The following is a 20,448-nucleotide window of genomic DNA, read 5'->3' on the forward strand; positions in this document are numbered from 1 at the left end:
TTTTAAACTGAGGGGGAGACAGTCTTGATAAAAAGAATTAGAGACGATGTGAAAATGGTATTTGAACAGGACCCAGCAGCACGTACAACATTTGAAGTTATTACAACTTATGCTGGTTTGCATGCAGTATGGAGTCACTTAATTGCGCATAAATTATATAACAAAAAACGATATGTCCTTGCTAGAATCATATCTCAAGTTTCTCGCTTCTTTACAGGAATTGAAATTCATCCTGGTGCCAAAATTGGGAAACGTTTATTTATCGACCATGGTATGGGCGTCGTGATTGGCGAAACATGTACGATTGGCGACAATGTAACGATTTATCAAGGTGTAACACTAGGCGGTACAGGTAAAGAAAAAGGAAAACGTCACCCAGATATAGGCGATAATGTGCTGATTGCGGCAGGTTCAAAAATATTAGGTAATATTCAAATAGATTCTAATGTTAATATTGGAGCGAATTCAGTTGTATTACAATCTGTACCTAGTTATACAACCGTCGTTGGTATTCCAGGTCATATTGTAAAACAAGAAGGAAAACGTATAGGTAAAACATTCGATCACCGTAATTTACCGGATCCATTATATGAACAAATTAAGCAACTAGAAAAGCAACTTGAAAAAGCTAAGAACGGAGAGATTAAAGATGATTACATTATATAATACATTAACACGTCAAAAGGAGACGTTTGAGCCTATTGAACCAGGGAAGGTGAAAATGTATGTATGTGGTCCAACAGTATATAACTACATTCATATTGGTAACGCGCGTCCCGCTATTAATTATGACGTGGTACGTCGTTACTTTGAATACCAAGGCTATGAAGTCACATATGTATCAAACTTTACGGATGTAGATGATAAATTAATTAAACGCTCACAAGAGCTTAACGAGAGTGTCCCAGAAATTGCAGATAAATATATCAAAGCATTCTATGAAGATGTCGGTGCTTTAAGCGTTAAAAAAGCCTCTTCAAATCCTCGAGTAATGGACCATATGGATGAGATTATTGCATTCATTAAAGAGTTAGTAGATGAAGGGTATGCGTATGAAAGCAATGGTGACGTTTATTTCAGAACCCGTAAATTTGATGGCTATGGTAAATTAAGTCACCAATCTATTGATGATTTAAAAGTAGGTGCCAGAATCGAAGCGGGTGAACAGAAAGAAGACGCTTTAGATTTCACTTTATGGAAAAAAGCAAAACCAGGTGAAATTAGCTGGGAAAGTCCATTTGGTGAAGGACGTCCAGGTTGGCATATTGAATGTTCAGTAATGGCTTATCATGAATTAGGTAAAACAATTGATATTCATGCTGGTGGTTCAGATTTACAATTCCCTCACCATGAAAATGAGATTGCACAATCTGAAGCACATAACCATGCGCCGTTTGCGAACTACTGGATGCACAATGGTTTCATTAATATTGATAATGAAAAAATGAGTAAATCTTTAGGTAACTTTATTTTAGTACATGACATTATTAAAGAAGTGGATCCAGACGTACTACGTTTCTTCATGATTAGTGTGCATTATAGAAGTCCAATTAACTATAACTTAGAATTAGTTAATGCTGCGAAAAGCGGTTTAGAGCGTATTCGTAATAGTTATAAATTAATTGAAGAACGTGAATCTATCGCAACAGATATTACAGATCAGTCTGATTATATTGAACAAATTGATGCTATTTTAGAACAATTTGAAACAGTGATGAATGATGACTTTAATACTGCCAATGCAGTAACTGCATGGTATGATTTAGCAAAACTTGCGAATAAATATGTATTAGAGAATACAACATCAACACAAGTAATTGCACGCTTTAAAGAAGTGTATCAAATCTTTAGTGATGTTCTTGGAGTACCACTTAAAGGTACAGATTCTGACATGTTGTTAGATGAAGATATTGAAAAACTTATCGAAGAACGTAATGAAGCACGCAAAAATAAAGACTTTGCTCGCGCTGATGAAATTAGAGATATGTTGAAAGAACAAAATATTATTTTAGAAGATACGCCTCAAGGTGTACGTTTTAAACGTGGTTAATATGGATCCTAAATTATTGAACCCTTTAACATTAGCGTATATGGGCGATGCAGTATTGGATCAACATGTTCGCCGTTATATCGTATTGAAATTACAAAGTAAACCGAACCGTTTACATCAAGTGTCTAAACGTTATGTTTCTGCTAAAAGTCAGGCGCAAACATTAGAAAAGTTGATTGAAGCGCAATGGTTTACAGACGAGGAATTAGACATCGTTAAAAGAGGTCGTAATGCTAAAAGTTATACTAAAGCTAAAAATACAGACATACAAACATATCGCAAAAGTTCAGGCTTAGAAGCAGTCATAGGATTTTTATATTTAGATTATCAAGGGGCTAGATTAGAAGCGTTGCTTGATGAAATTGTTCAATTAGTCAATGAAAGGGAGTGAAATTAGTGGAAGATATCGTAATTGTCGGTAGACACGCTGTTAAAGAAGCGATTGTCTCTGGACATACTATCAATAAAATTTGGATACAAGAGGGCATAAGAAAACAACAAATTAATGACATATTACAAAATGCAAAAGAACAAAAATTAATTGTTCAAACAGTACCAAAATCAAAATTAGATAATTTAGCAAATGCACCTCATCAAGGGGTAGCAGCATTAATTGCACCATATGAATATGCAGATTTTGATCAATTTGTTAAAGCGCAAAAAGAAAAAGAAGGTCTATCTACAATTGTTATTTTAGATGGGCTTGAAGACCCACATAACTTAGGTTCTATTCTAAGAACTGCAGATGCGAGTGGTGTCGACGGTGTCATCATACCTAAAAGACGATCTGTTGCCTTAACTCAAACAGTAGCAAAAGCATCAACAGGTGCTATTCAACACGTGCCAGTCATGAGAGTGACTAACTTAGCTAAAACCATCGATGAGTTAAAAGATAATGGTTACTGGGTAGCTGGTGCTGAAGCGGATAACGCTACTGACTATCGTGAAATGGCGGCTGACATGCCACTAGCGATAGTCATTGGTAGTGAAGGTCAAGGTATGAGTCGATTAGTTAAAGATAAATGTGATTTCTATATAAAAATACCAATGGTTGGTCATGTTAATAGCCTTAATGCATCGGTAGCAGCTAGTTTAATGATGTATGAGGTATACCGTAAAAGACATCAACTTGGAGATAACGCATGAAGGATAGATATTTAATTATCGATGGCTATAATATGATAGGTCAATCTCAAGAATTGAGTAAGATTGCACGTGAGAATTTGCAAGAAGCACGTGAACAATTGCTTGATGCTATTGCCAATTATAATGCTGTTGTCGCAGATGAGATTGTATGTGTATTTGATGCTTACGAACAATCAGGTATTGAAAGAGAGTATATTTATCACGGTGTGAAGACAGTGTTTACTAAAGAAAAAGAAACTGCAGATAGCTATATCGAACGCTATGTTTATAATTTATACAATAAGCATACAACGCATATCACAGTAGTAACGAGTGATATGAGTGAACAGCATGCGATATTTGGCGCAGGTGCCTATCGTGTGTCATCTAGAGAAATGTGGCGTGATTTGAAAGAAAATGCAATCACAGTGAGTAAGTCTTTAGATGATTTTAGTGAAAGCAAGCCGAGAACTCGAATTTCGCTATCAAATGATGTTCTAGCAGAATTTGAAAAGATTAGACGAGGTAATCATAAAAAAGATTAAATATGGCTACTTGCCATTTGATATCAGTTCTTTATACACTATGTCTAATTTAATATGAAAGGTATAGTGTATGACTCAAAATTTCAATCAACTAGAACAAGTATTCATTAACTTCCAACAAAGTCGAAATCGCTGCGAACAAGATCAATTATTTACAACTATAGTAAGCCAATTGCACTCGAGCCTTTCAATAAAGTTTAAGCAAGCGGGTGTGTCTGCTTCGGATATTGAAGATTTAGTACAAGAATTATTGATTAGAACATATTTGTCACTACAGACTTTTGATTTTACGTTGAACATTCCATTTGAGCACTATTTAAATTGTATGGTTCGCTCGCTTAGGAATGATTTTTGGAGAAAAAGATATGCAGAGACCAATAGAAATGAATCTCTAATCAATGAATATATTGTGAGATATAAATGGAACAAATCTTCTAACCAAACCGAAGCGTACTGCTTAACACAAGCTCAAAATGAGGAAATACAAGAGAGTTTATTATATTTAAGTGATTTAGAAAGAAATGTAGCGCAATTAATGTTATGTGACTATTCTCCAACAGAGATAGCTAGAAAATTAAATATTAAAGATAAAGTAGTTTACAATAGTATTCAACGTTGTAAAATGAAAATGAAAGACTATTTAATCCAGCGTTATTGCTAGCTAATTAGGGCAACGACACTATTACGCTAGTTTGACATTTCTTGTAAAATTTATGTATAGTATACTGGTATTAAAATGAGTAAAGGTGAATTGTTGTGAAAAAAGTACCTTTAATTTGTGAAGTTTGCGGTAATAGAAATTATAATGTCCCGAAAAATGAAAATTCTGCAACGAGATTAGAATTAAAAAAATATTGTCCAAGATGTAACGCTCATACGATTCACAAAGAATCAAAATAAGCTTGTTAATGCATAATATTTTAAATAGATGGCTAATCAAGGGTAAGTATGGAGGTAATTTTGATGGCTAAAGATAAAGGCACAGGTAAAGAAAAAGAAAGTTTCTTCCAAGGCGTTAAAAGTGAAATGGAAAAAACAAGTTGGCCTACTAAAGAAGAACTTTTTAAATATACTGTAATCGTAGTATCTACAGTAATTTTCTTCATGGTGTTTTTCTGGTTGTTAGACGTAGGTATTGGTAATTTAATTCAATTATTTAGATAAGAGTTATAATTAAAGATAAGTTTATTGACAGAGTAATTTTAAGTATAAAGACTGAAAGGTTTATTTACAGTCTGAGAGAAGGAGTGACAACATGTCTGAAGAAGTCGGCGCAAAGCGTTGGTATGCCGTGCATACGTATTCTGGATATGAAAATAAAGTTAAAAAGAATTTAGAAAAAAGAGTAGAATCAATGAATATGACAGAGCAAATTTTTAGAGTTGTCATACCTGAAGAGGAAGAAACACAAGTTAAAGATGGAAAAGCTAAAAAACAAGTTAAGAAAACATTTCCTGGTTATGTATTAGTAGAACTAGTGATGACAGACGAGTCATGGTACGTTGTTCGTAATACTCCAGGTGTAACTGGTTTCGTTGGTTCAGCAGGTGCTGGTTCTAAGCCTAATCCATTACTTCCAGAAGAAATGAGATTCATTTTAAAACAAATGGGTCTGAAAGAAAAAACAATCGATGTCGAATTAGACATTGGTGAACAAGTTCGTATTAAATCTGGTCCTTTCGCTAATCAAGTAGGCGAAGTACAAGAAATTGAACCTGACAAATTTAAATTGACTGTATTAGTTGATATGTTCGGTAGAGAAACACCAGTTGAAGTTGAATTTGATCAAGTTGAAAAATTATAAAATTTAATCAGAAGAAAAAAGACACTGAAAAATAAAGTCTCTTAAAAAAGATGAAATTTTACTATTGATTTTTAAGTGAGTTCAGTGTTAAAATAATGTGGTCGCGTTTTTAGAACGCTCATTTCGTCACGAAATGTTTATGAGTGGGAGGGCAAAACTGAGCCCTGTGACCACATCACGATATCAAGGAGGTGCACATCGTGGCTAAAAAAGTAGAAAAAGTAGTTAAATTACAAATTCCTGCAGGTAAAGCGAACCCAGCACCACCAGTTGGTCCAGCATTAGGTCAAGCAGGTGTGAACATCATGGGATTCTGTAAAGAATTCAACGCACGTACGCAAGAACAAGCAGGTTTAATCATTCCGGTAGAAATCAGTGTATATGAAGACCGTTCATTTACATTCATTACTAAAACTCCACCGGCTCCAGTACTACTTAAAAAAGCAGCTGGCGTAGAAAAAGGTTCTGGTGAACCTAACAAAACTAAAGTTGCTACAGTAACTAAAGATCAAGTACGTGAAATTGCACAAACTAAAATGCAAGACTTAAACGCTGCAGACGAAGAAGCAGCTATGCGTATTATCGAAGGTACTGCACGTAGTATGGGTATCACTGTACAATAATTTTTGAACATAAAAGTTAGATTATCGAAATAAAATTTAGAGGTTGAAGCAAAAGTTTACTTTTTAAGAGCTGTTATCGGCTCCTAGATTATAAATGCTTTTGTCCATACCTCGTTAGACGATGGCAGGTAACAGAAACGACAACCAATAATATTGTCTGTGATGAATTTTTATAAGTTTTAATACCTTAAGGTGATTTAAAACAGTAGATATTCATCTGTTATCTGCTCTTAACTTGTGTAATACACAAGTAAGCGTGGGAGGAAATTCCGCTAAAACCACTAAAGGAGGAACAATAAATGGCTAAAAAAGGTAAAAAGTATCAAGAAGCAGCTAATAAAGTTGATCGTACTAAACACTATAGTGTTGAAGAAGCAATCAGCTTAGCTAAAGAAACAAGCATTGCTAACTTTGACGCATCAGTTGAAGTAGCTTTCCGTTTAGGAATTGATACACGTAAAAATGACCAACAAATCCGTGGTGCAGTAGTATTACCAAACGGTACTGGTAAATCACAACGTGTATTAGTATTTGCTAAAGGTGATAAAGTCGCTGAAGCAGAAGAAGCAGGTGCAGATTACGTAGGTGAATCTGAATATGTACAAAAAATCCAACAAGGTTGGTTCGACTTTGACGTAGTAGTAGCTACTCCAGACATGATGGGCGAAGTTGGTAAATTAGGTCGTGTATTAGGACCTAAAGGTTTAATGCCAAACCCTAAAACTGGTACTGTAACTATGGACGTTAAAAAAGCTGTTGAAGAAATCAAAGCTGGTAAAGTTGAATACCGTGCTGAAAAAGCTGGTATCGTACATGCTTCAATCGGTAAAGTTTCATTCAGCGATGAACAATTAGTTGAAAACTTTAAAGCTTTACAAGATGTTTTAACAAAAGCTAAACCATCTTCAGCTAAAGGTACTTACTTCAAATCTGTTGCTGTAACTACAACAATGGGTCCTGGAGTTAAAGTAGACACTGCTTCATTCAAATTATAATTTAAATAATAAATGATATAGATTAAAGACTGAGAGAATTTGATGTAATTTCGATATAGCATATATGATTATATATTTGCTTAAGAAGTTTAAAATTAATTTCTTTCAGTCTTTAAAAAAATGTTGACATTTCACAATAAACAGGTTATATTACTTATTGTGATTATTTTACCTAAGACAGTAGGAGTTATTGATAACTTAAAATTTATCCTACCGAGGCTAAATTGACTTGAACGTGATGATTATTAAAATGATCTTTCAAGCACTTTTTGCCGTGGGTAGAAAGTGCTTTTTTTATTGAAAAATAAAAAAAAGCACCAAAAATAAAAATGGAGGTGTCTGAATGTCTGCTATTATTGAAGCTAAAAAACAACAAGTTGATGTTATTGCTGAACAACTTAAAAATTCAGTTTCAACTGTTATCGTTGACTACCGTGGCTTAACTGTTGCCGAAGTAACTGAACTTCGTTCACAATTACGTGAAGCTGGTGTTGAGTATAAAGTATACAAAAACACAATGGTTCGTCGTGCAGCTGAACAAGCAGGTATCGAAGGCTTAGATGAATTCTTAACTGGTCCTACAGCTATCGCTACTTCTACTGAAGATGTAGTTGCTCCAGCGAAAGTTATCGCAGGATTTGCTAAAGAACACGAAGCTTTAGAAATTAAAACAGGCGTTATGGAAGGTAGCGTTATCTCAGCAGAAGAAGTTAAAACTGTTGGTTCATTACCTTCACACGATGGTCTTGTATCTATGCTTTTATCAGTATTACAAGCTCCAGTACGCAACTTCGCTTATGCGGTTAAAGCTGTTGGAGAACAAAAAGAAGAAAGCGCTGAATAATTGCGCGTAAAATATTAAAATAAATGGAGGAATAATAAAATGGCTAATCAAGAACAAATCATTGAAGCAATTAAAGAAATGTCAGTATTAGAATTAAACGATTTAGTAAAAGCAATTGAAGAAGAATTTGGTGTAACAGCAGCAGCTCCTGTAGCAGCAGCTGGCGCAGCTGGTGGCGGCGACGCAGCAGCTGAAAAAACTGAATTTGACGTTGAATTAACTTCAGCTGGATCTTCAAAAATCAAAGTTGTTAAAGCTGTTAAAGAAGCAACTGGCTTAGGCTTAAAAGATGCTAAAGACTTAGTTGACAACGCTCCTAAAGTAATCAAAGAAGGCGTTGCTAAAGAAGAAGCTGAAAAACTTAAAGAACAATTAGAAGAAGTTGGAGCTACTGTAGAATTAAAATAATTCTAGTATCTTAACTTAATATTAAAGTTGTCTGTTAATATGATTACTTTTTTAAAGTAAAAGAATTAAAGATAGCTTGAATTCTTTGAGAAATTAAAACCCCGTTATCACGATAACGGGGTTTTTACTTCATTTTCTAGCAAATAAAAGATGAACAATGATAGAGAGGTGTAATAATGGGGCATTATTATGATGAGAATCCTGAGGTGCAAAGTGATGAGAAGGTCATCAGTTACCATTATCATCAACATGAATTAACCTTAACTACGGATGCTGGCGTGTTCTCTAAAGGTAAAGTTGACTTTGGTTCTGATACGCTTGTTCAAACATTTCTAAATGAACATCCTCCAGGTCCAAGTAAAAAGGTGATTGATGTTGGCTGTGGTTATGGACCAATAGGTCTAATGATTGCGAAAGTTTCACCACATCACCACATCACAATGGTTGATGTGAATCACCGTGCTTTAAATTTAGCTGAAAAAAATAGAAAAGCGAATCACATAGATAATGTAGATATAAAAGAAAGTGATGGCTTATCGCAAGTTGAAGATAATAGTTATGATTTTGTTTTAACTAATCCTCCTATCCGTGCAGGTAAAGAGGTTGTTCATCGTATTTTTGAAGAGGCATATTCAAAATTAAGAGATCAAGGTGAATTATACGTGGTCATCCAAAAGAAACAAGGTATGCCTTCCGCTAAAAAGAAAATGGAAGAAATATTTAATAATGTAGAAACTGTGAATAAAAATAAAGGCTACTACATCTTGAAAAGTCGAAAAGGTTGATTTCAAGGTAGTATTCTGATATAGTAATAAAATGTAAAAATTTATGTTCAATAAGTGTGTACTTTTACGCAAAATGAGTACGAAAAACAAGAATAATTGCAGAATCGAAAATGGTGTCATCAGTTGTGTTGCCGTTTTCTTTTTGTCTTGTTATGCGACTTTTTGTTTTGTGTATCAGTTTATCACACAATATTTGAGGGGTGAATCTGTTTGGCAGGTCAAGTTGTCCAATATGGAAGACATCGTAAACGTAGAAATTATGCGAGAATTTCAGAAGTATTAGAATTACCAAACTTAATAGAAATTCAAACTAAATCTTACGACTGGTTCTTAAAAGAAGGTTTATTAGAAATGTTCCGTGACATTTCACCAATTGAAGATTTCACTGGTAACCTTTCTTTAGAATTTGTAGATTACAGATTAGGTGAACCGAAATATGATTTAGAAGAATCTAAAAACCGTGACGCTACTTATGCTGCACCTCTTCGTGTTAAAGTACGTCTAATTATCAAAGAAACTGGAGAAGTTAAAGAACAAGAAGTGTTCATGGGTGACTTCCCATTAATGACAGATACAGGTACGTTTGTAATTAATGGTGCAGAACGTGTTATTGTTTCTCAATTAGTACGTTCACCATCCGTTTATTTCAATGAGAAAATTGACAAAAATGGTCGTGAAAATTATGATGCGACAATCATTCCTAACCGTGGTGCATGGTTAGAATATGAAACTGATGCTAAAGATGTAGTTTATGTACGTATTGATAGAACACGTAAATTACCTTTAACAGTATTATTACGTGCTTTAGGTTTCTCTAATGATCAAGAAATTATTGATTTATTAGGTGATAGCGAGTATTTACGTAATACGCTTGAGAAAGACAGCACTGAAAATACTGAACAAGCATTATTAGAAATTTATGAACGTTTACGTCCTGGTGAACCACCAACAGTTGAAAATGCTAAGAGTCTATTATACTCACGTTTCTTCGACCCTAAACGTTATGATTTAGCAAGTGTTGGTCGTTACAAAACAAACAAGAAATTACATTTAAAACACCGTTTATTTAACCAAAAATTAGCTGAACCAATCGTTAATAGCGAAACTGGTGAAATTGTTGCTGAAGAAGGCACAGTTTTAGACCGTCGTAAATTAGACGAAATTATGGAAGTTTTAGAAACTAATGCTAATAGTGAAGTGTTTGAATTAGAAGGTAGCGTTATTGACGAGCCTGTTGAAATTCAATCTATTAAAGTATATGTACCAAATGATGAAGAAGAGCGTACAACTACTGTAATCGGTAATGCATTGCCAGATTCAGAAGTTAAATGCATTACGCCTGCTGACATCATTGCCTCAATGAGTTATTTCTTTAACTTATTAAATGGCATTGGTTACACAGATGATATTGACCATTTAGGTAACCGTCGTTTACGTTCAGTTGGTGAACTTTTACAAAACCAATTCCGTATCGGTTTATCAAGAATGGAACGTGTTGTACGTGAAAGAATGTCAATCCAAGATACTGATTCAATCACACCACAACAATTAATCAATATCCGTCCTGTAATTGCATCAATTAAAGAGTTCTTCGGTAGCTCTCAATTATCACAATTCATGGACCAAGCTAACCCATTAGCTGAGTTGACACATAAACGTCGTCTTTCTGCCTTAGGACCTGGTGGTTTAACTCGTGAACGTGCTCAAATGGAAGTACGTGACGTTCACTACTCTCACTATGGTCGTATGTGTCCTATCGAAACACCAGAGGGACCAAACATCGGTTTAATTAACTCATTATCAAGTTATGCGCGTGTTAATGAATTTGGTTTCATTGAAACACCATACCGTAAAGTTGATTTAGATACTAATTCTATTACAGATCAAATCGACTACTTAACAGCTGATGAAGAAGATAGCTATGTAGTAGCCCAAGCGAACTCTCGCTTAGATGAAAATGGCCGTTTCTTAGATGACGAAGTTGTTTGTCGTTTCCGTGGTAACAACACAGTTATGGCTAAAGAAAAAATGGACTACATGGACGTATCTCCTAAACAAGTAGTATCAGCTGCGACAGCATGTATCCCATTCTTAGAAAACGATGACTCTAACCGTGCATTAATGGGTGCGAACATGCAACGTCAAGCGGTACCATTGATGAATCCAGAAGCACCTTTCGTAGGTACTGGTATGGAACACGTAGCAGCACGTGACTCAGGTGCGGCAATCACTGCTAAACACAGAGGTCGTGTTGAACACGTTGAATCAAATGAAATATTAGTACGTCGTTTAGTTGAAGAGAACGGTACTGAACACGAAGGTGAATTAGACCGTTATCCATTAGCTAAATTCAAACGTTCTAACTCAGGTACTTGTTATAACCAACGTCCAATCGTTGCTGTTGGCGATGTAGTTGAATACAACGAAATCTTAGCTGACGGACCTTCAATGGAACTAGGCGAAATGGCTTTAGGCCGTAACGTCGTTGTTGGTTTCATGACTTGGGACGGTTATAACTATGAGGATGCCGTAATCATGAGTGAACGTTTAGTTAAAGATGACGTTTACACTTCAATTCATATTGAAGAATATGAATCAGAAGCGCGTGACACTAAACTAGGACCTGAAGAAATCACTCGTGATATTCCTAACGTTTCTGAAAATGCACTTAAAAACTTAGATGATCGCGGTATCGTTTATGTTGGTGCTGAAGTTAAAGATGGTGACATCTTAGTAGGTAAAGTAACGCCTAAAGGTGTAACTGAATTAACAGCCGAGGAAAGATTATTACACGCTATCTTCGGTGAAAAAGCACGTGAAGTACGCGATACATCATTACGTGTACCACATGGTGCAGGCGGTATCGTGCTAGATGTTAAAGTATTCAATCGTGAAGAGGGCGATGATACTTTATCTCCAGGTGTCAACCAATTAGTACGTGTTTACATCGTTCAAAAACGTAAAATCCACGTTGGGGACAAAATGTGTGGTCGTCACGGTAATAAAGGGGTTATCTCTAAAATCGTTCCTGAAGAAGATATGCCTTACTTACCAGATGGACGTCCAATCGATATCATGTTAAACCCACTTGGTGTACCATCACGTATGAACATCGGACAAGTTTTAGAGTTACACTTAGGTATGGCTGCTAAAAACTTAGGCATCCACGTTGCATCACCAGTATTCGATGGTGCTAACGATGATGATGTATGGTCAACAATTGAAGAAGCTGGTATGGCGCGTGACGGTAAAACTGTTTTATATGATGGTCGTACTGGTGAACCATTCGACAACCGTATTTCTGTTGGTGTAATGTACATGCTTAAACTTGCACACATGGTTGACGACAAATTACATGCTCGTTCAACTGGTCCATACTCACTTGTTACGCAACAACCACTTGGTGGTAAAGCACAATTCGGTGGACAACGTTTCGGTGAGATGGAGGTATGGGCACTTGAAGCATACGGTGCTGCATACACATTACAAGAAATCCTAACTTACAAATCTGACGATACAGTAGGACGTGTTAAAACTTACGAAGCTATCGTTAAAGGTGAAAACATCTCTAGACCAAGTGTTCCTGAATCATTCCGCGTATTGATGAAAGAATTACAAAGTTTAGGTTTAGATGTAAAAGTAATGGATGAACATGATAATGAAATCGAAATGGCTGACGTTGACGATGAAGAGGCAACTGAGCGCAAAGTAGATTTACAACAGAAAGATGTTCCAGAAACTCAAAAAGAAACTACTGACTAATTTGCAATTAAGTATAGAAATAGTATGAAGTAAAAGATAAAGGTGCTAAGGAAAGTTAAGGTTTCCACTTTAGCTTTCCTAGACACTATCTTTTCTAACTTATTTTTAGTTTCAATAAATGTGAATCAATCAAATAGCACAGCTAATCTAAATTGAAGGAGGTAGGCTCCTTGATTGATGTAAATAATTTCCATTATATGAAAATCGGTTTAGCCTCACCTGAAAAAATCCGTTCTTGGTCTTACGGTGAAGTTAAAAAACCTGAAACAATTAACTATCGTACTTTGAAACCAGAAAAAGATGGTCTTTTCTGTGAAAGAATTTTTGGACCTACAAAAGACTGGGAATGTAGTTGTGGTAAGTACAAACGTGTACGTTACAAAGGCATGGTATGTGATAGATGTGGCGTAGAAGTAACTAAATCTAAAGTACGTCGTGAAAGAATGGGACATATTGAATTAGCAGCTCCTGTATCTCATATTTGGTATTTCAAAGGTATCCCAAGTCGCATGGGTCTTTTATTAGACATGTCTCCTAGAGCATTAGAAGAAGTTATTTACTTTGCTTCTTATGTTGTAGTAGATCCAGGTCCAACTGGCTTAGAGAAGAAATCTTTATTATCTGAAGCAGAATTCCGAGATTATTATGATAAATACCCAGGCCAATTTGTGGCTAAAATGGGTGCTGAAGGTATTAAAGACCTATTAGAAGAAATCAACTTAGATGAAGAATTAAAAACATTACGTGATGAGTTAGAATCTGCGACTGGTCAAAGATTAACTCGTGCCATCAAACGTTTAGAAGTTGTAGAATCATTTAGAAATTCTGGTAACAATCCTTCATGGATGATTTTAGATGTACTTCCAATCATCCCACCAGAAATTCGTCCAATGGTTCAATTAGATGGTGGACGTTTTGCTACAAGTGATTTAAACGACTTATATCGTCGTGTTATCAACCGTAACAACCGTTTAAAACGTTTATTAGATCTTGGTGCTCCTGGCATCATCGTTCAAAACGAAAAACGTATGTTACAAGAAGCAGTAGATGCTTTAATTGATAATGGTCGTCGTGGTCGTCCGGTAACTGGTCCAGGTAACAGACCATTGAAATCACTTTCTCACATGTTGAAAGGTAAACAAGGACGTTTCCGTCAAAACTTACTTGGTAAACGTGTAGACTACTCTGGACGTTCAGTTATCGCAGTAGGACCAAGCTTGAAAATGTATCAATGCGGTCTTCCAAAAGAAATGGCTCTTGAATTATTCAAACCATTCGTAATGAAAGAATTAGTTCAACACGAAATTGCTACAAACATTAAAAATGCTAAAAGCAAAATTGAGCGTATGGATGACGAAGTATGGGATGTATTAGAGGATGTAATTAGAGAACACCCTGTATTACTTAACCGTGCACCTACACTTCACAGATTAGGTATCCAAGCATTCGAACCTACTTTAGTAGAAGGTCGTGCAATCCGTCTTCACCCACTTGTAACAACTGCTTACAATGCGGACTTTGACGGTGACCAAATGGCCGTTCACGTACCTTTATCTAAAGAAGCACAAGCTGAAGCACGTATGTTAATGTTAGCTGCTCAAAACATCTTGAACCCTAAAGATGGTAAACCTGTAGTTACACCATCACAAGATATGGTATTAGGTAACTATTACCTAACATTAGAACGTACAGATGCTGTTAACACTGGTGTTATTTTCAATGACACTAACGAAGTGCTTAAAGCTTATGCAAATGGTTATGTTCATTTACACACTCGTATTGGTGTACATGCTAAATCATTTAACAATCCAACGTTCACCGAAGAACAAAACAATAAGATCTTAGTTACATCAGTAGGTAAAGTTATATTCAATGAAATCATTCCAGATTCATTTGCTTACATTAACGAACCTTCTCAAGCTAACCTTGAAGATAAAACACCAGATAAATACTTCATCAACCCAACTGAATTAGGTGAAGGTGGTCTTAAAGAATACTTCGAGGACAAAGAACTTATCGAACCATTCAATAAAAAATTCTTAGGAAATATTATCGCTGAAGTCTTCAACAGATTTAGCATTACAGATACATCTATGATGCTTGACCGTATGAAAGACTTAGGTTTCAAATATTCATCTAAAGCTGGTATCACTGTTGGTGTATCTGACATCGTGGTACTTCCAGATAAACAACAAATCTTAGATGAACACGAGAAATTAGTTGAACGTGTATCTAAACAATTCAACCGTGGTTTAATTACTGAAGATGAACGTTATAACGCTGTTGTTGAAATTTGGACTGACGCTAAAGACCAAATTCAAGGCGAATTAATGCAGTCTCTTGAGAAAACAAACCCAATCTTCATGATGAGTGACTCTGGTGCCCGTGGTAACGCATCTAACTTTACACAATTAGCTGGTATGCGTGGATTAATGGCTGCGCCATCAGGTAAAATTATCGAGTTACCAATCACATCATCATTCCGTGAAGGTTTAACAGTATTAGAATACTTCATCTCTACACACGGTGCGCGTAAAGGTCTTGCCGATACAGCCCTTAAAACAGCTGACTCAGGTTACCTTACTCGTCGTCTTGTTGACGTTGCACAAGATGTTATCGTTCGTGAAGAAGATTGTGGTACAGACCGTGGTTTATTAGTTTCTGACATCAGAGAAGGTACAGAAATGATTGAACCATTCATCGAACGTATCGAAGGTCGTTATTCTAAAGAAACAATTCGTCATCCTGAAACAGATGAAATCATCATTCGTCCAGACGAATTAATCACAGCAGAAATTGCTAAACAAATTACAGATGCTGGTATCGAACAAATGTACATCCGTTCAGCATTTACTTGTAACACACGTCATGGTGTATGTGAAAAATGTTACGGTAAAAACCTTGCTACAGGTGAAAAAGTTGAAGTTGGTGAAGCTGTTGGTACAATCGCCGCTCAATCAATCGGGGAACCAGGTACCCAACTTACAATGCGTACATTCCATACAGGTGGGGTAGCCGGAAGCGATATCACACAAGGTCTTCCACGTATCCAAGAGATTTTCGAAGCGCGTAACCCTAAAGGTCAAGCGGTAATTACGGAAATCGAAGGTGTAGTTGAAGATATTAAATTAGCTAAAGATCGCCAACAAGAAATTGTGATTAAAGGTGCTAACGAAACAAGATCTTACTTAGCTTCAGGTACTTCAAGAATTGTAGTTGAAGTTGGTCAATCAGTTGAACGCGGTGAAGTATTAACTGAAGGTTCTATTGAGCCTAAGAACTTCTTAGCTGTTGCTGGTTTAAATGCGACTGAAAGCTACTTACTTAAAGAAGTACAAAAAGTTTATCGTATGCAAGGTGTAGAAATCGACGATAAACACGTTGAAGTAATGGTTAGACAAATGTTACGTAAAGTTAGAATCATCGAAGCTGGTGACACTAAACTATTACCAGGTTCATTAGTTGATATCCATAACTTTACAGATGCTAACAGAGAAGCATTCAAAGAACGTAAACGCCCAGCTACTGCTAAACCAGTATTACTTGGTATTACTAAAGCTTCTCTTGAAACAGAAAGTTTCTTATCAGCTGCTTCATTCCAAGAAACTACTCGTGTACTTACTGATGCTGCTATAAAAGGTAAACGTGATGACTTATTAGGTCTTAAAGAGAACGTTATTATCGGTAAGTTAATTCCTGCTGGTACAGGTATGAGACGTTATAGTGACGTTAAATACGATAAAGCTGGAACACCAGTTTCTGAAACTGAAGAAGTTGAAGTTACTGAATAATAGATGAGATAACACTGCTTAAGATTTATCTTCATTGTTAGTGAGACGAGACTTATCAATCTTTTGAGGTTGAAGTCTCGCTCTCATTTTTTATTATTTGAAAATGAGTAAAAAGTCTACAAAAATTGTTGACTTGATACGTTTAAAAGTGTTACTATATTAAAGGTTGATGCAAGCAGAACTTTGGAGGATATGTTAATGTCTAATGAAAAAGTTGCACGCTTTAACAAACAACACTTTGTGGTTGGTCTTAAAGAAACGCTTAAAGCGTTAAAACGAGATCAAGTTGCATCATTGATTATTGCTCAAGACGTTGAAGTCCATTTATTGGCTCGCGTATTTAGTCAAATCAATCATAAAAATATATCTATTTCATATTTTCAAAGCAAACAAGCTTTAGGGAAATATGTAGGTATCAATGTTAATGCAACCATTGTTGCGTTATTGAATGAGAATTAGTAAGTATATTGCTTACTAAATTTTATTTAATCTAAAAATGAACCACCTGGATGTGTGGAATTAAAAAGTGAAGAGAGGAGGACATTTCAATGCCAACTATTAACCAATTAGTACGTAAACCTAGACAAAGCAAAACTAAAAAATCAGATTCACCAGCTTTAAACAGAGGTTTTAATAGTAAAAAGAAACAATTTACTAACTTAAACTCACCTCAAAAACGTGGTGTTTGTACTCGTGTAGGTACTATGACACCTAAAAAACCTAACTCAGCTTTACGTAAATATGCACGTGTGCGTTTATCAAACAACATTGAAATCAACGCATACATTCCTGGTATCGGCCATAACTTACAAGAACACAGTGTTGTACTTGTACGTGGTGGACGTGTAAAAGACTTACCTGGTGTGCGTTACCATATCGTACGTGGTGCGCTTGATACTTCAGGTGTTGATGGACGTAGACAAGGTCGTTCATTATACGGAACTAAAAAACCTAAAAATTAAGATTAAGATTGTGTAAATTTTAATATCAATTTTTGAGAATATATTATAATAGGAAGGGAGGATTTTCATTATGCCTCGTAAAGGATCAGTACCTAAAAGAGACGTATTACCAGATCCAATTCATAACTCTAAGTTAGTTACTAAATTAATTAACAAAATTATGTTAGATGGTAAACGCGGAACAGCTCAAAGAATTCTTTATTCAGCATTTGACCTTGTGGAACAACGCAGTGGTCGTGATGCTTTAGAAGTATTCGAAGAAGCAATCAACAACATTATGCCAGTATTAGAAGTAAAAGCTCGTCGTGTGGGTGGTTCAAACTACCAAGTACCAGTTGAGGTACGCCCAGAACGTCGTACTACTTTAGGATTACGTTGGTTAGTTAACTATGCTCGTCTTCGTGGTGAAAAAACTATGGAAGATCGTTTAGCTAACGAAATCTTAGACGCTGCTAATAATACAGGTGGTGCAGTTAAAAAACGTGAGGATACTCACAAAATGGCTGAAGCGAACAAAGCATTCGCTCACTACCGTTGGTAAGATAAAAGCTTTAACCCTGAGTGTGTTCCGTCGACAAATTGGTTTACCAAGTTAAAGATGGTTCGTGCTTAGGGCATCGCCATATTCTATAGTACTTATTCAGTAATAACTGGAAGGAGAAAAACAATGGCTAGAGACTTTTCATTGAAAAACACTCGTAACATCGGTATCATGGCTCACATCGATGCTGGTAAAACAACTACGACTGAACGTATTTTATACTATACAGGTCGTATCCACAAAATTGGTGAAACACACGAAGGTGCTTCACAAATGGACTGGATGGAACAAGAACAAGACCGTGGTATTACTATCACATCTGCTGCTACAACAGCACAATGGCAAGGCCACCGTGTAAACATTATCGATACACCAGGACACGTAGACTTCACTGTAGAGGTTGAACGTTCATTACGTGTACTTGACGGTGCGGTTACTGTACTTGATGCTCAATCAGGTGTAGAACCTCAAACTGAAACAGTTTGGCGTCAGGCTACTACTTATGGTGTACCTCGTATCGTATTCGTAAACAAAATGGATAAATTAGGTGCAAACTTCGATTACTCTGTAAGCACAATTCACGATCGCTTACAAGCTAACGCTGCGCCTATCCAATTACCAATTGGTGCCGAAGACGAATTTGAAGCTATCATCGACTTAGTTGAAATGAAATGCTTCAAATATACAAACGACTTAGGTACAGAAATCGATGAAATTGAAATTCCTGAAGATCACAAAGATAGAGCAGAAGAAGCTCGTGCTAACTTAATCGAAGCAGTTGCTGAAAGCAATGACGAATTAATGGAAAAATATCTTGGTGACGAAGAAATTTCAGTTGAAGAATTAAAAGATGCTATCCGTCAAGCTACTACTGACGTAGAATTCTACCCAGTACTTTGCGGTACAGCATTCAAAAACAAAGGTGTTCAATTAATGCTTAACGCAGTAATCGATTACTTACCATCTCCTTTAGATGTTAAACCAATCGTTGGACACCGTGCTGAAAATCCAGAAGAAGAAGTAATTGCTAAACCAGACGATTCAGCTGAATTCGCTGCATTAGCATTCAAAGTTATGACTGACCCTTATGTTGGTAAATTAACTTTCTTCCGTGTATATTCAGGTACATTAACTTCAGGTTCTTATATTAAGAACTCAACTAAAGACAAACGTGAACGTGTAGGTCGTTTATTACAAATGCACGCTAACTCACGTCAAGAGATTGATACTGTTTACTCAGGTGATATCGCTGCTGCAGTTGGTCTTAAAGATACAGGTACTGGTGACACATTATGTGGTGAAAAGAATGACATTATCTTAGAATCAATGGAATTCCCAGAACCAGTTATCCATTTATCAGTAGAACCAAAATCTAAAGCTGACCAAGATAAAATGACTCAAGCTTTAGTTAAATTACAAGAAGAAGACCCAACATTCCATGCTCACACAGATGAAGAAACTGGACAAGTTATCATCGGTGGTATGGGTGAGTTACACTTAGACATCTTAGTTGACCGTATGAAGAAAGAATTCAACGTTGAATGTAACGTAGGTGCTCCAATGGTTTCATATCGTGAAACATTCAAGCAATCTGCACAAGTTCAAGGTAAATTCTCTCGTCAATCTGGTGGTCGTGGTCAATATGGTGATGTTCACATTGAATTCACACCAAACGAAACTGGTGCTGGTTTCGAATTCGAAAACGCTATCGTTGGTGGTGTAGTTCCTCGTGAATACATTCCATCAGTTGAAGCTGGTCTTAAAGATGCTATGGAAAACGGTGTCTTAGCTGGTTATCCTTTAATCGATGTTAAAGCTAAATTATTTGATGGTTCATACCATGATGTCGATTCATCTGAAATGGCCTTCAAAATTGCTGCATCTTTAGCACTTAAAGAAGCTGCTAAAAAATGTGATCCAGTTATCTTAGAACCAATGATGAAAGTTACAATCGAAATGCCTGAAGAATACATGGGTGATATCATGGGTGACGTAACAGCTCGTCGTGGACGTGTTGATGGTATGGAACCTCGTGGTAATGCACAAGTTGTTAACGCTTATGTACCACTTTCAGAAATGTTCGGTTATGCAACTTCATTACGTTCTAACACTCAAGGTCGCGGTACTTACACTATGTACTTTGACCACTATGCAGAAGTTCCAAAATCAATTGCTGATGACATCATCAAGAAAAATAAAGGTGAATAATTAAA

The 20,448-nt window shown here is 36.1% G+C and carries 20 protein-coding genes and 1 other annotated feature; all 20 genes read left to right on the forward strand.

All coding sequences use genetic code 11. The features are described from left to right. The first annotated feature begins 24 nt into the window (after positions 1–24). The 20 genes from cysE to fusA all read left to right on the forward strand — a co-directional run bounded on the left by cysE (position 25) and on the right by fusA (position 20,443). A complete protein-coding gene (gene cysE / locus E2558_RS10125) occupies positions 25–666 on the forward strand; it encodes a serine O-acetyltransferase (RefSeq protein WP_103297554.1) in 642 nt (213 codons plus the stop codon). After that, positions 650–2,050 (forward strand): cysteine--tRNA ligase, encoded by a 1,401-nt coding sequence (gene cysS / locus E2558_RS10130; protein WP_126566047.1) that lies wholly within the window; start codon positions 650–652, stop codon positions 2,048–2,050. Before cysE ends, cysS begins: the two co-directional genes overlap by 17 nt. A gap of 1 nt (position 2,051) precedes the next feature. Beyond that, positions 2,052–2,441 (forward strand): Mini-ribonuclease 3, encoded by a 390-nt coding sequence (locus E2558_RS10135; RefSeq protein ID WP_126566070.1) that lies wholly within the window; start codon positions 2,052–2,054, stop codon positions 2,439–2,441. A 5-nt stretch (positions 2,442–2,446) separates the two neighbouring features. Further along, positions 2,447–3,196: a 23S rRNA (guanosine(2251)-2'-O)-methyltransferase RlmB gene (gene rlmB, locus E2558_RS10140; RefSeq protein ID WP_126566045.1), complete on the forward strand. Its 750-nt coding sequence runs from the start codon at positions 2,447–2,449 to the stop codon at positions 3,194–3,196. After that, the gene (locus tag E2558_RS10145; protein ID WP_126566042.1) at positions 3,193–3,720 is read left to right on the forward strand and encodes an NYN domain-containing protein; all 528 of its coding nucleotides are present in this window, start codon (positions 3,193–3,195) and stop codon (positions 3,718–3,720) included. The genes rlmB and E2558_RS10145 overlap by 4 nt, the downstream gene beginning before the upstream one ends. Positions 3,721–3,790: 70 nt before the next feature. Next, complete coding sequence (locus tag E2558_RS10150; RefSeq protein ID WP_126566039.1) at positions 3,791–4,381, forward strand: sigma-70 family RNA polymerase sigma factor; 591 nt, start codon at positions 3,791–3,793, stop codon at positions 4,379–4,381. 95 nt (positions 4,382–4,476) lie between these two features. Then, on the forward strand, positions 4,477–4,620 hold the full coding sequence (rpmG, locus tag E2558_RS10155) for a 50S ribosomal protein L33 (protein ID WP_126566037.1): 144 nt from the start codon (positions 4,477–4,479) through the stop codon (positions 4,618–4,620). Positions 4,621–4,683: 63 nt separating this feature from the next. After that, the gene (gene secE / locus E2558_RS10160) at positions 4,684–4,884 is read left to right on the forward strand and encodes a preprotein translocase subunit SecE (RefSeq protein ID WP_103297561.1); all 201 of its coding nucleotides are present in this window, start codon (positions 4,684–4,686) and stop codon (positions 4,882–4,884) included. 91 nt (positions 4,885–4,975) lie between these two features. Then, the gene (gene nusG / locus E2558_RS10165) at positions 4,976–5,524 is read left to right on the forward strand and encodes a transcription termination/antitermination protein NusG (protein ID WP_103297562.1); all 549 of its coding nucleotides are present in this window, start codon (positions 4,976–4,978) and stop codon (positions 5,522–5,524) included. A 200-nt stretch (positions 5,525–5,724) separates the two neighbouring features. Further along, a complete protein-coding gene (gene rplK, locus E2558_RS10170; protein ID WP_001832298.1) occupies positions 5,725–6,147 on the forward strand; it encodes a 50S ribosomal protein L11 in 423 nt (140 codons plus the stop codon). Between the two features lie 299 nt (positions 6,148–6,446). After that, positions 6,447–7,142, forward strand: coding sequence for a 50S ribosomal protein L1 (gene rplA, locus E2558_RS10175; protein ID WP_126566036.1), 696 nt, complete (start codon positions 6,447–6,449; stop codon positions 7,140–7,142). 153 nt (positions 7,143–7,295) lie between these two features. Then, positions 7,296–7,446 (forward strand) — a sequence feature (ribosomal protein L10 leader region). 39 nt (positions 7,447–7,485) lie between these two features. Beyond that, entirely contained in the window at positions 7,486–7,986 is a 501-nt protein-coding gene (gene rplJ, locus E2558_RS10180) for a 50S ribosomal protein L10 (protein WP_103328829.1), read from the forward strand. A gap of 39 nt (positions 7,987–8,025) precedes the next feature. Further along, positions 8,026–8,394: a 50S ribosomal protein L7/L12 gene (gene rplL / locus E2558_RS10185; RefSeq protein ID WP_126566033.1), complete on the forward strand. Its 369-nt coding sequence runs from the start codon at positions 8,026–8,028 to the stop codon at positions 8,392–8,394. A 176-nt stretch (positions 8,395–8,570) separates the two neighbouring features. After that, complete coding sequence (locus E2558_RS10190) at positions 8,571–9,179, forward strand: class I SAM-dependent methyltransferase (RefSeq protein ID WP_126566030.1); 609 nt, start codon at positions 8,571–8,573, stop codon at positions 9,177–9,179. Between the two features lie 210 nt (positions 9,180–9,389). Further along, on the forward strand, positions 9,390–12,941 hold the full coding sequence (gene rpoB / locus E2558_RS10195; RefSeq protein ID WP_126566028.1) for a DNA-directed RNA polymerase subunit beta: 3,552 nt from the start codon (positions 9,390–9,392) through the stop codon (positions 12,939–12,941). Between the two features lie 197 nt (positions 12,942–13,138). After that, entirely contained in the window at positions 13,139–16,732 is a 3,594-nt protein-coding gene (gene rpoC, locus E2558_RS10200) for a DNA-directed RNA polymerase subunit beta' (RefSeq protein WP_168210249.1), read from the forward strand. A 198-nt stretch (positions 16,733–16,930) separates the two neighbouring features. Next, positions 16,931–17,191, forward strand: coding sequence for a ribosomal L7Ae/L30e/S12e/Gadd45 family protein (locus tag E2558_RS10205; RefSeq protein ID WP_103297568.1), 261 nt, complete (start codon positions 16,931–16,933; stop codon positions 17,189–17,191). Between the two features lie 89 nt (positions 17,192–17,280). Continuing rightward, on the forward strand, positions 17,281–17,694 hold the full coding sequence (gene rpsL, locus E2558_RS10210; RefSeq protein ID WP_103328833.1) for a 30S ribosomal protein S12: 414 nt from the start codon (positions 17,281–17,283) through the stop codon (positions 17,692–17,694). 70 nt (positions 17,695–17,764) lie between these two features. Then, positions 17,765–18,235, forward strand: coding sequence for a 30S ribosomal protein S7 (gene rpsG, locus E2558_RS10215; RefSeq protein WP_001137495.1), 471 nt, complete (start codon positions 17,765–17,767; stop codon positions 18,233–18,235). 126 nt (positions 18,236–18,361) lie between these two features. Further along, positions 18,362–20,443, forward strand: a complete 2,082-nt coding sequence (fusA, locus tag E2558_RS10220; protein ID WP_126566023.1) for an elongation factor G — start codon at positions 18,362–18,364, stop codon at positions 20,441–20,443. Positions 20,444–20,448 lie beyond the last annotated feature (5 nt).

The sequence above is a fragment of the Staphylococcus pragensis genome, assembly GCF_004785665.1.
Classification (GTDB): domain Bacteria; phylum Bacillota; class Bacilli; order Staphylococcales; family Staphylococcaceae; genus Staphylococcus; species Staphylococcus pragensis.

Excerpts from the sequence above, each read along its gene's own strand:
- cysS (WP_126566047.1), top strand. The coding sequence starts at position 650 with ATGATTACATTATATAATACATTAACACGTCAAAAGGAGACGTTTGAG.
- E2558_RS10135 (WP_126566070.1), top strand. The coding sequence starts at position 2,052 with ATGGATCCTAAATTATTGAACCCTTTAACATTAGCGTATATGGGCGAT.
- E2558_RS10145 (WP_126566042.1), top strand. The coding sequence starts at position 3,193 with ATGAAGGATAGATATTTAATTATCGATGGCTATAATATGATAGGTCAA.
- E2558_RS10150 (WP_126566039.1), top strand. The coding sequence starts at position 3,791 with ATGACTCAAAATTTCAATCAACTAGAACAAGTATTCATTAACTTCCAA.
- secE (WP_103297561.1), top strand. The coding sequence starts at position 4,684 with ATGGCTAAAGATAAAGGCACAGGTAAAGAAAAAGAAAGTTTCTTCCAA.
- nusG (WP_103297562.1), top strand. The coding sequence starts at position 4,976 with ATGTCTGAAGAAGTCGGCGCAAAGCGTTGGTATGCCGTGCATACGTAT.
- rplA (WP_126566036.1), top strand. The coding sequence starts at position 6,447 with ATGGCTAAAAAAGGTAAAAAGTATCAAGAAGCAGCTAATAAAGTTGAT.
- rplJ (WP_103328829.1), top strand. The coding sequence starts at position 7,486 with ATGTCTGCTATTATTGAAGCTAAAAAACAACAAGTTGATGTTATTGCT.
- rplL (WP_126566033.1), top strand. The coding sequence starts at position 8,026 with ATGGCTAATCAAGAACAAATCATTGAAGCAATTAAAGAAATGTCAGTA.
- E2558_RS10190 (WP_126566030.1), top strand. The coding sequence starts at position 8,571 with ATGGGGCATTATTATGATGAGAATCCTGAGGTGCAAAGTGATGAGAAG.
- rpoC (WP_168210249.1), top strand. The coding sequence starts at position 13,139 with ATGAAAATCGGTTTAGCCTCACCTGAAAAAATCCGTTCTTGGTCTTAC.
- E2558_RS10205 (WP_103297568.1), top strand. The coding sequence starts at position 16,931 with ATGTCTAATGAAAAAGTTGCACGCTTTAACAAACAACACTTTGTGGTT.
- rpsL (WP_103328833.1), top strand. The coding sequence starts at position 17,281 with ATGCCAACTATTAACCAATTAGTACGTAAACCTAGACAAAGCAAAACT.
- rpsG (WP_001137495.1), top strand. The coding sequence starts at position 17,765 with ATGCCTCGTAAAGGATCAGTACCTAAAAGAGACGTATTACCAGATCCA.
- fusA (WP_126566023.1), top strand. The coding sequence starts at position 18,362 with ATGGCTAGAGACTTTTCATTGAAAAACACTCGTAACATCGGTATCATG.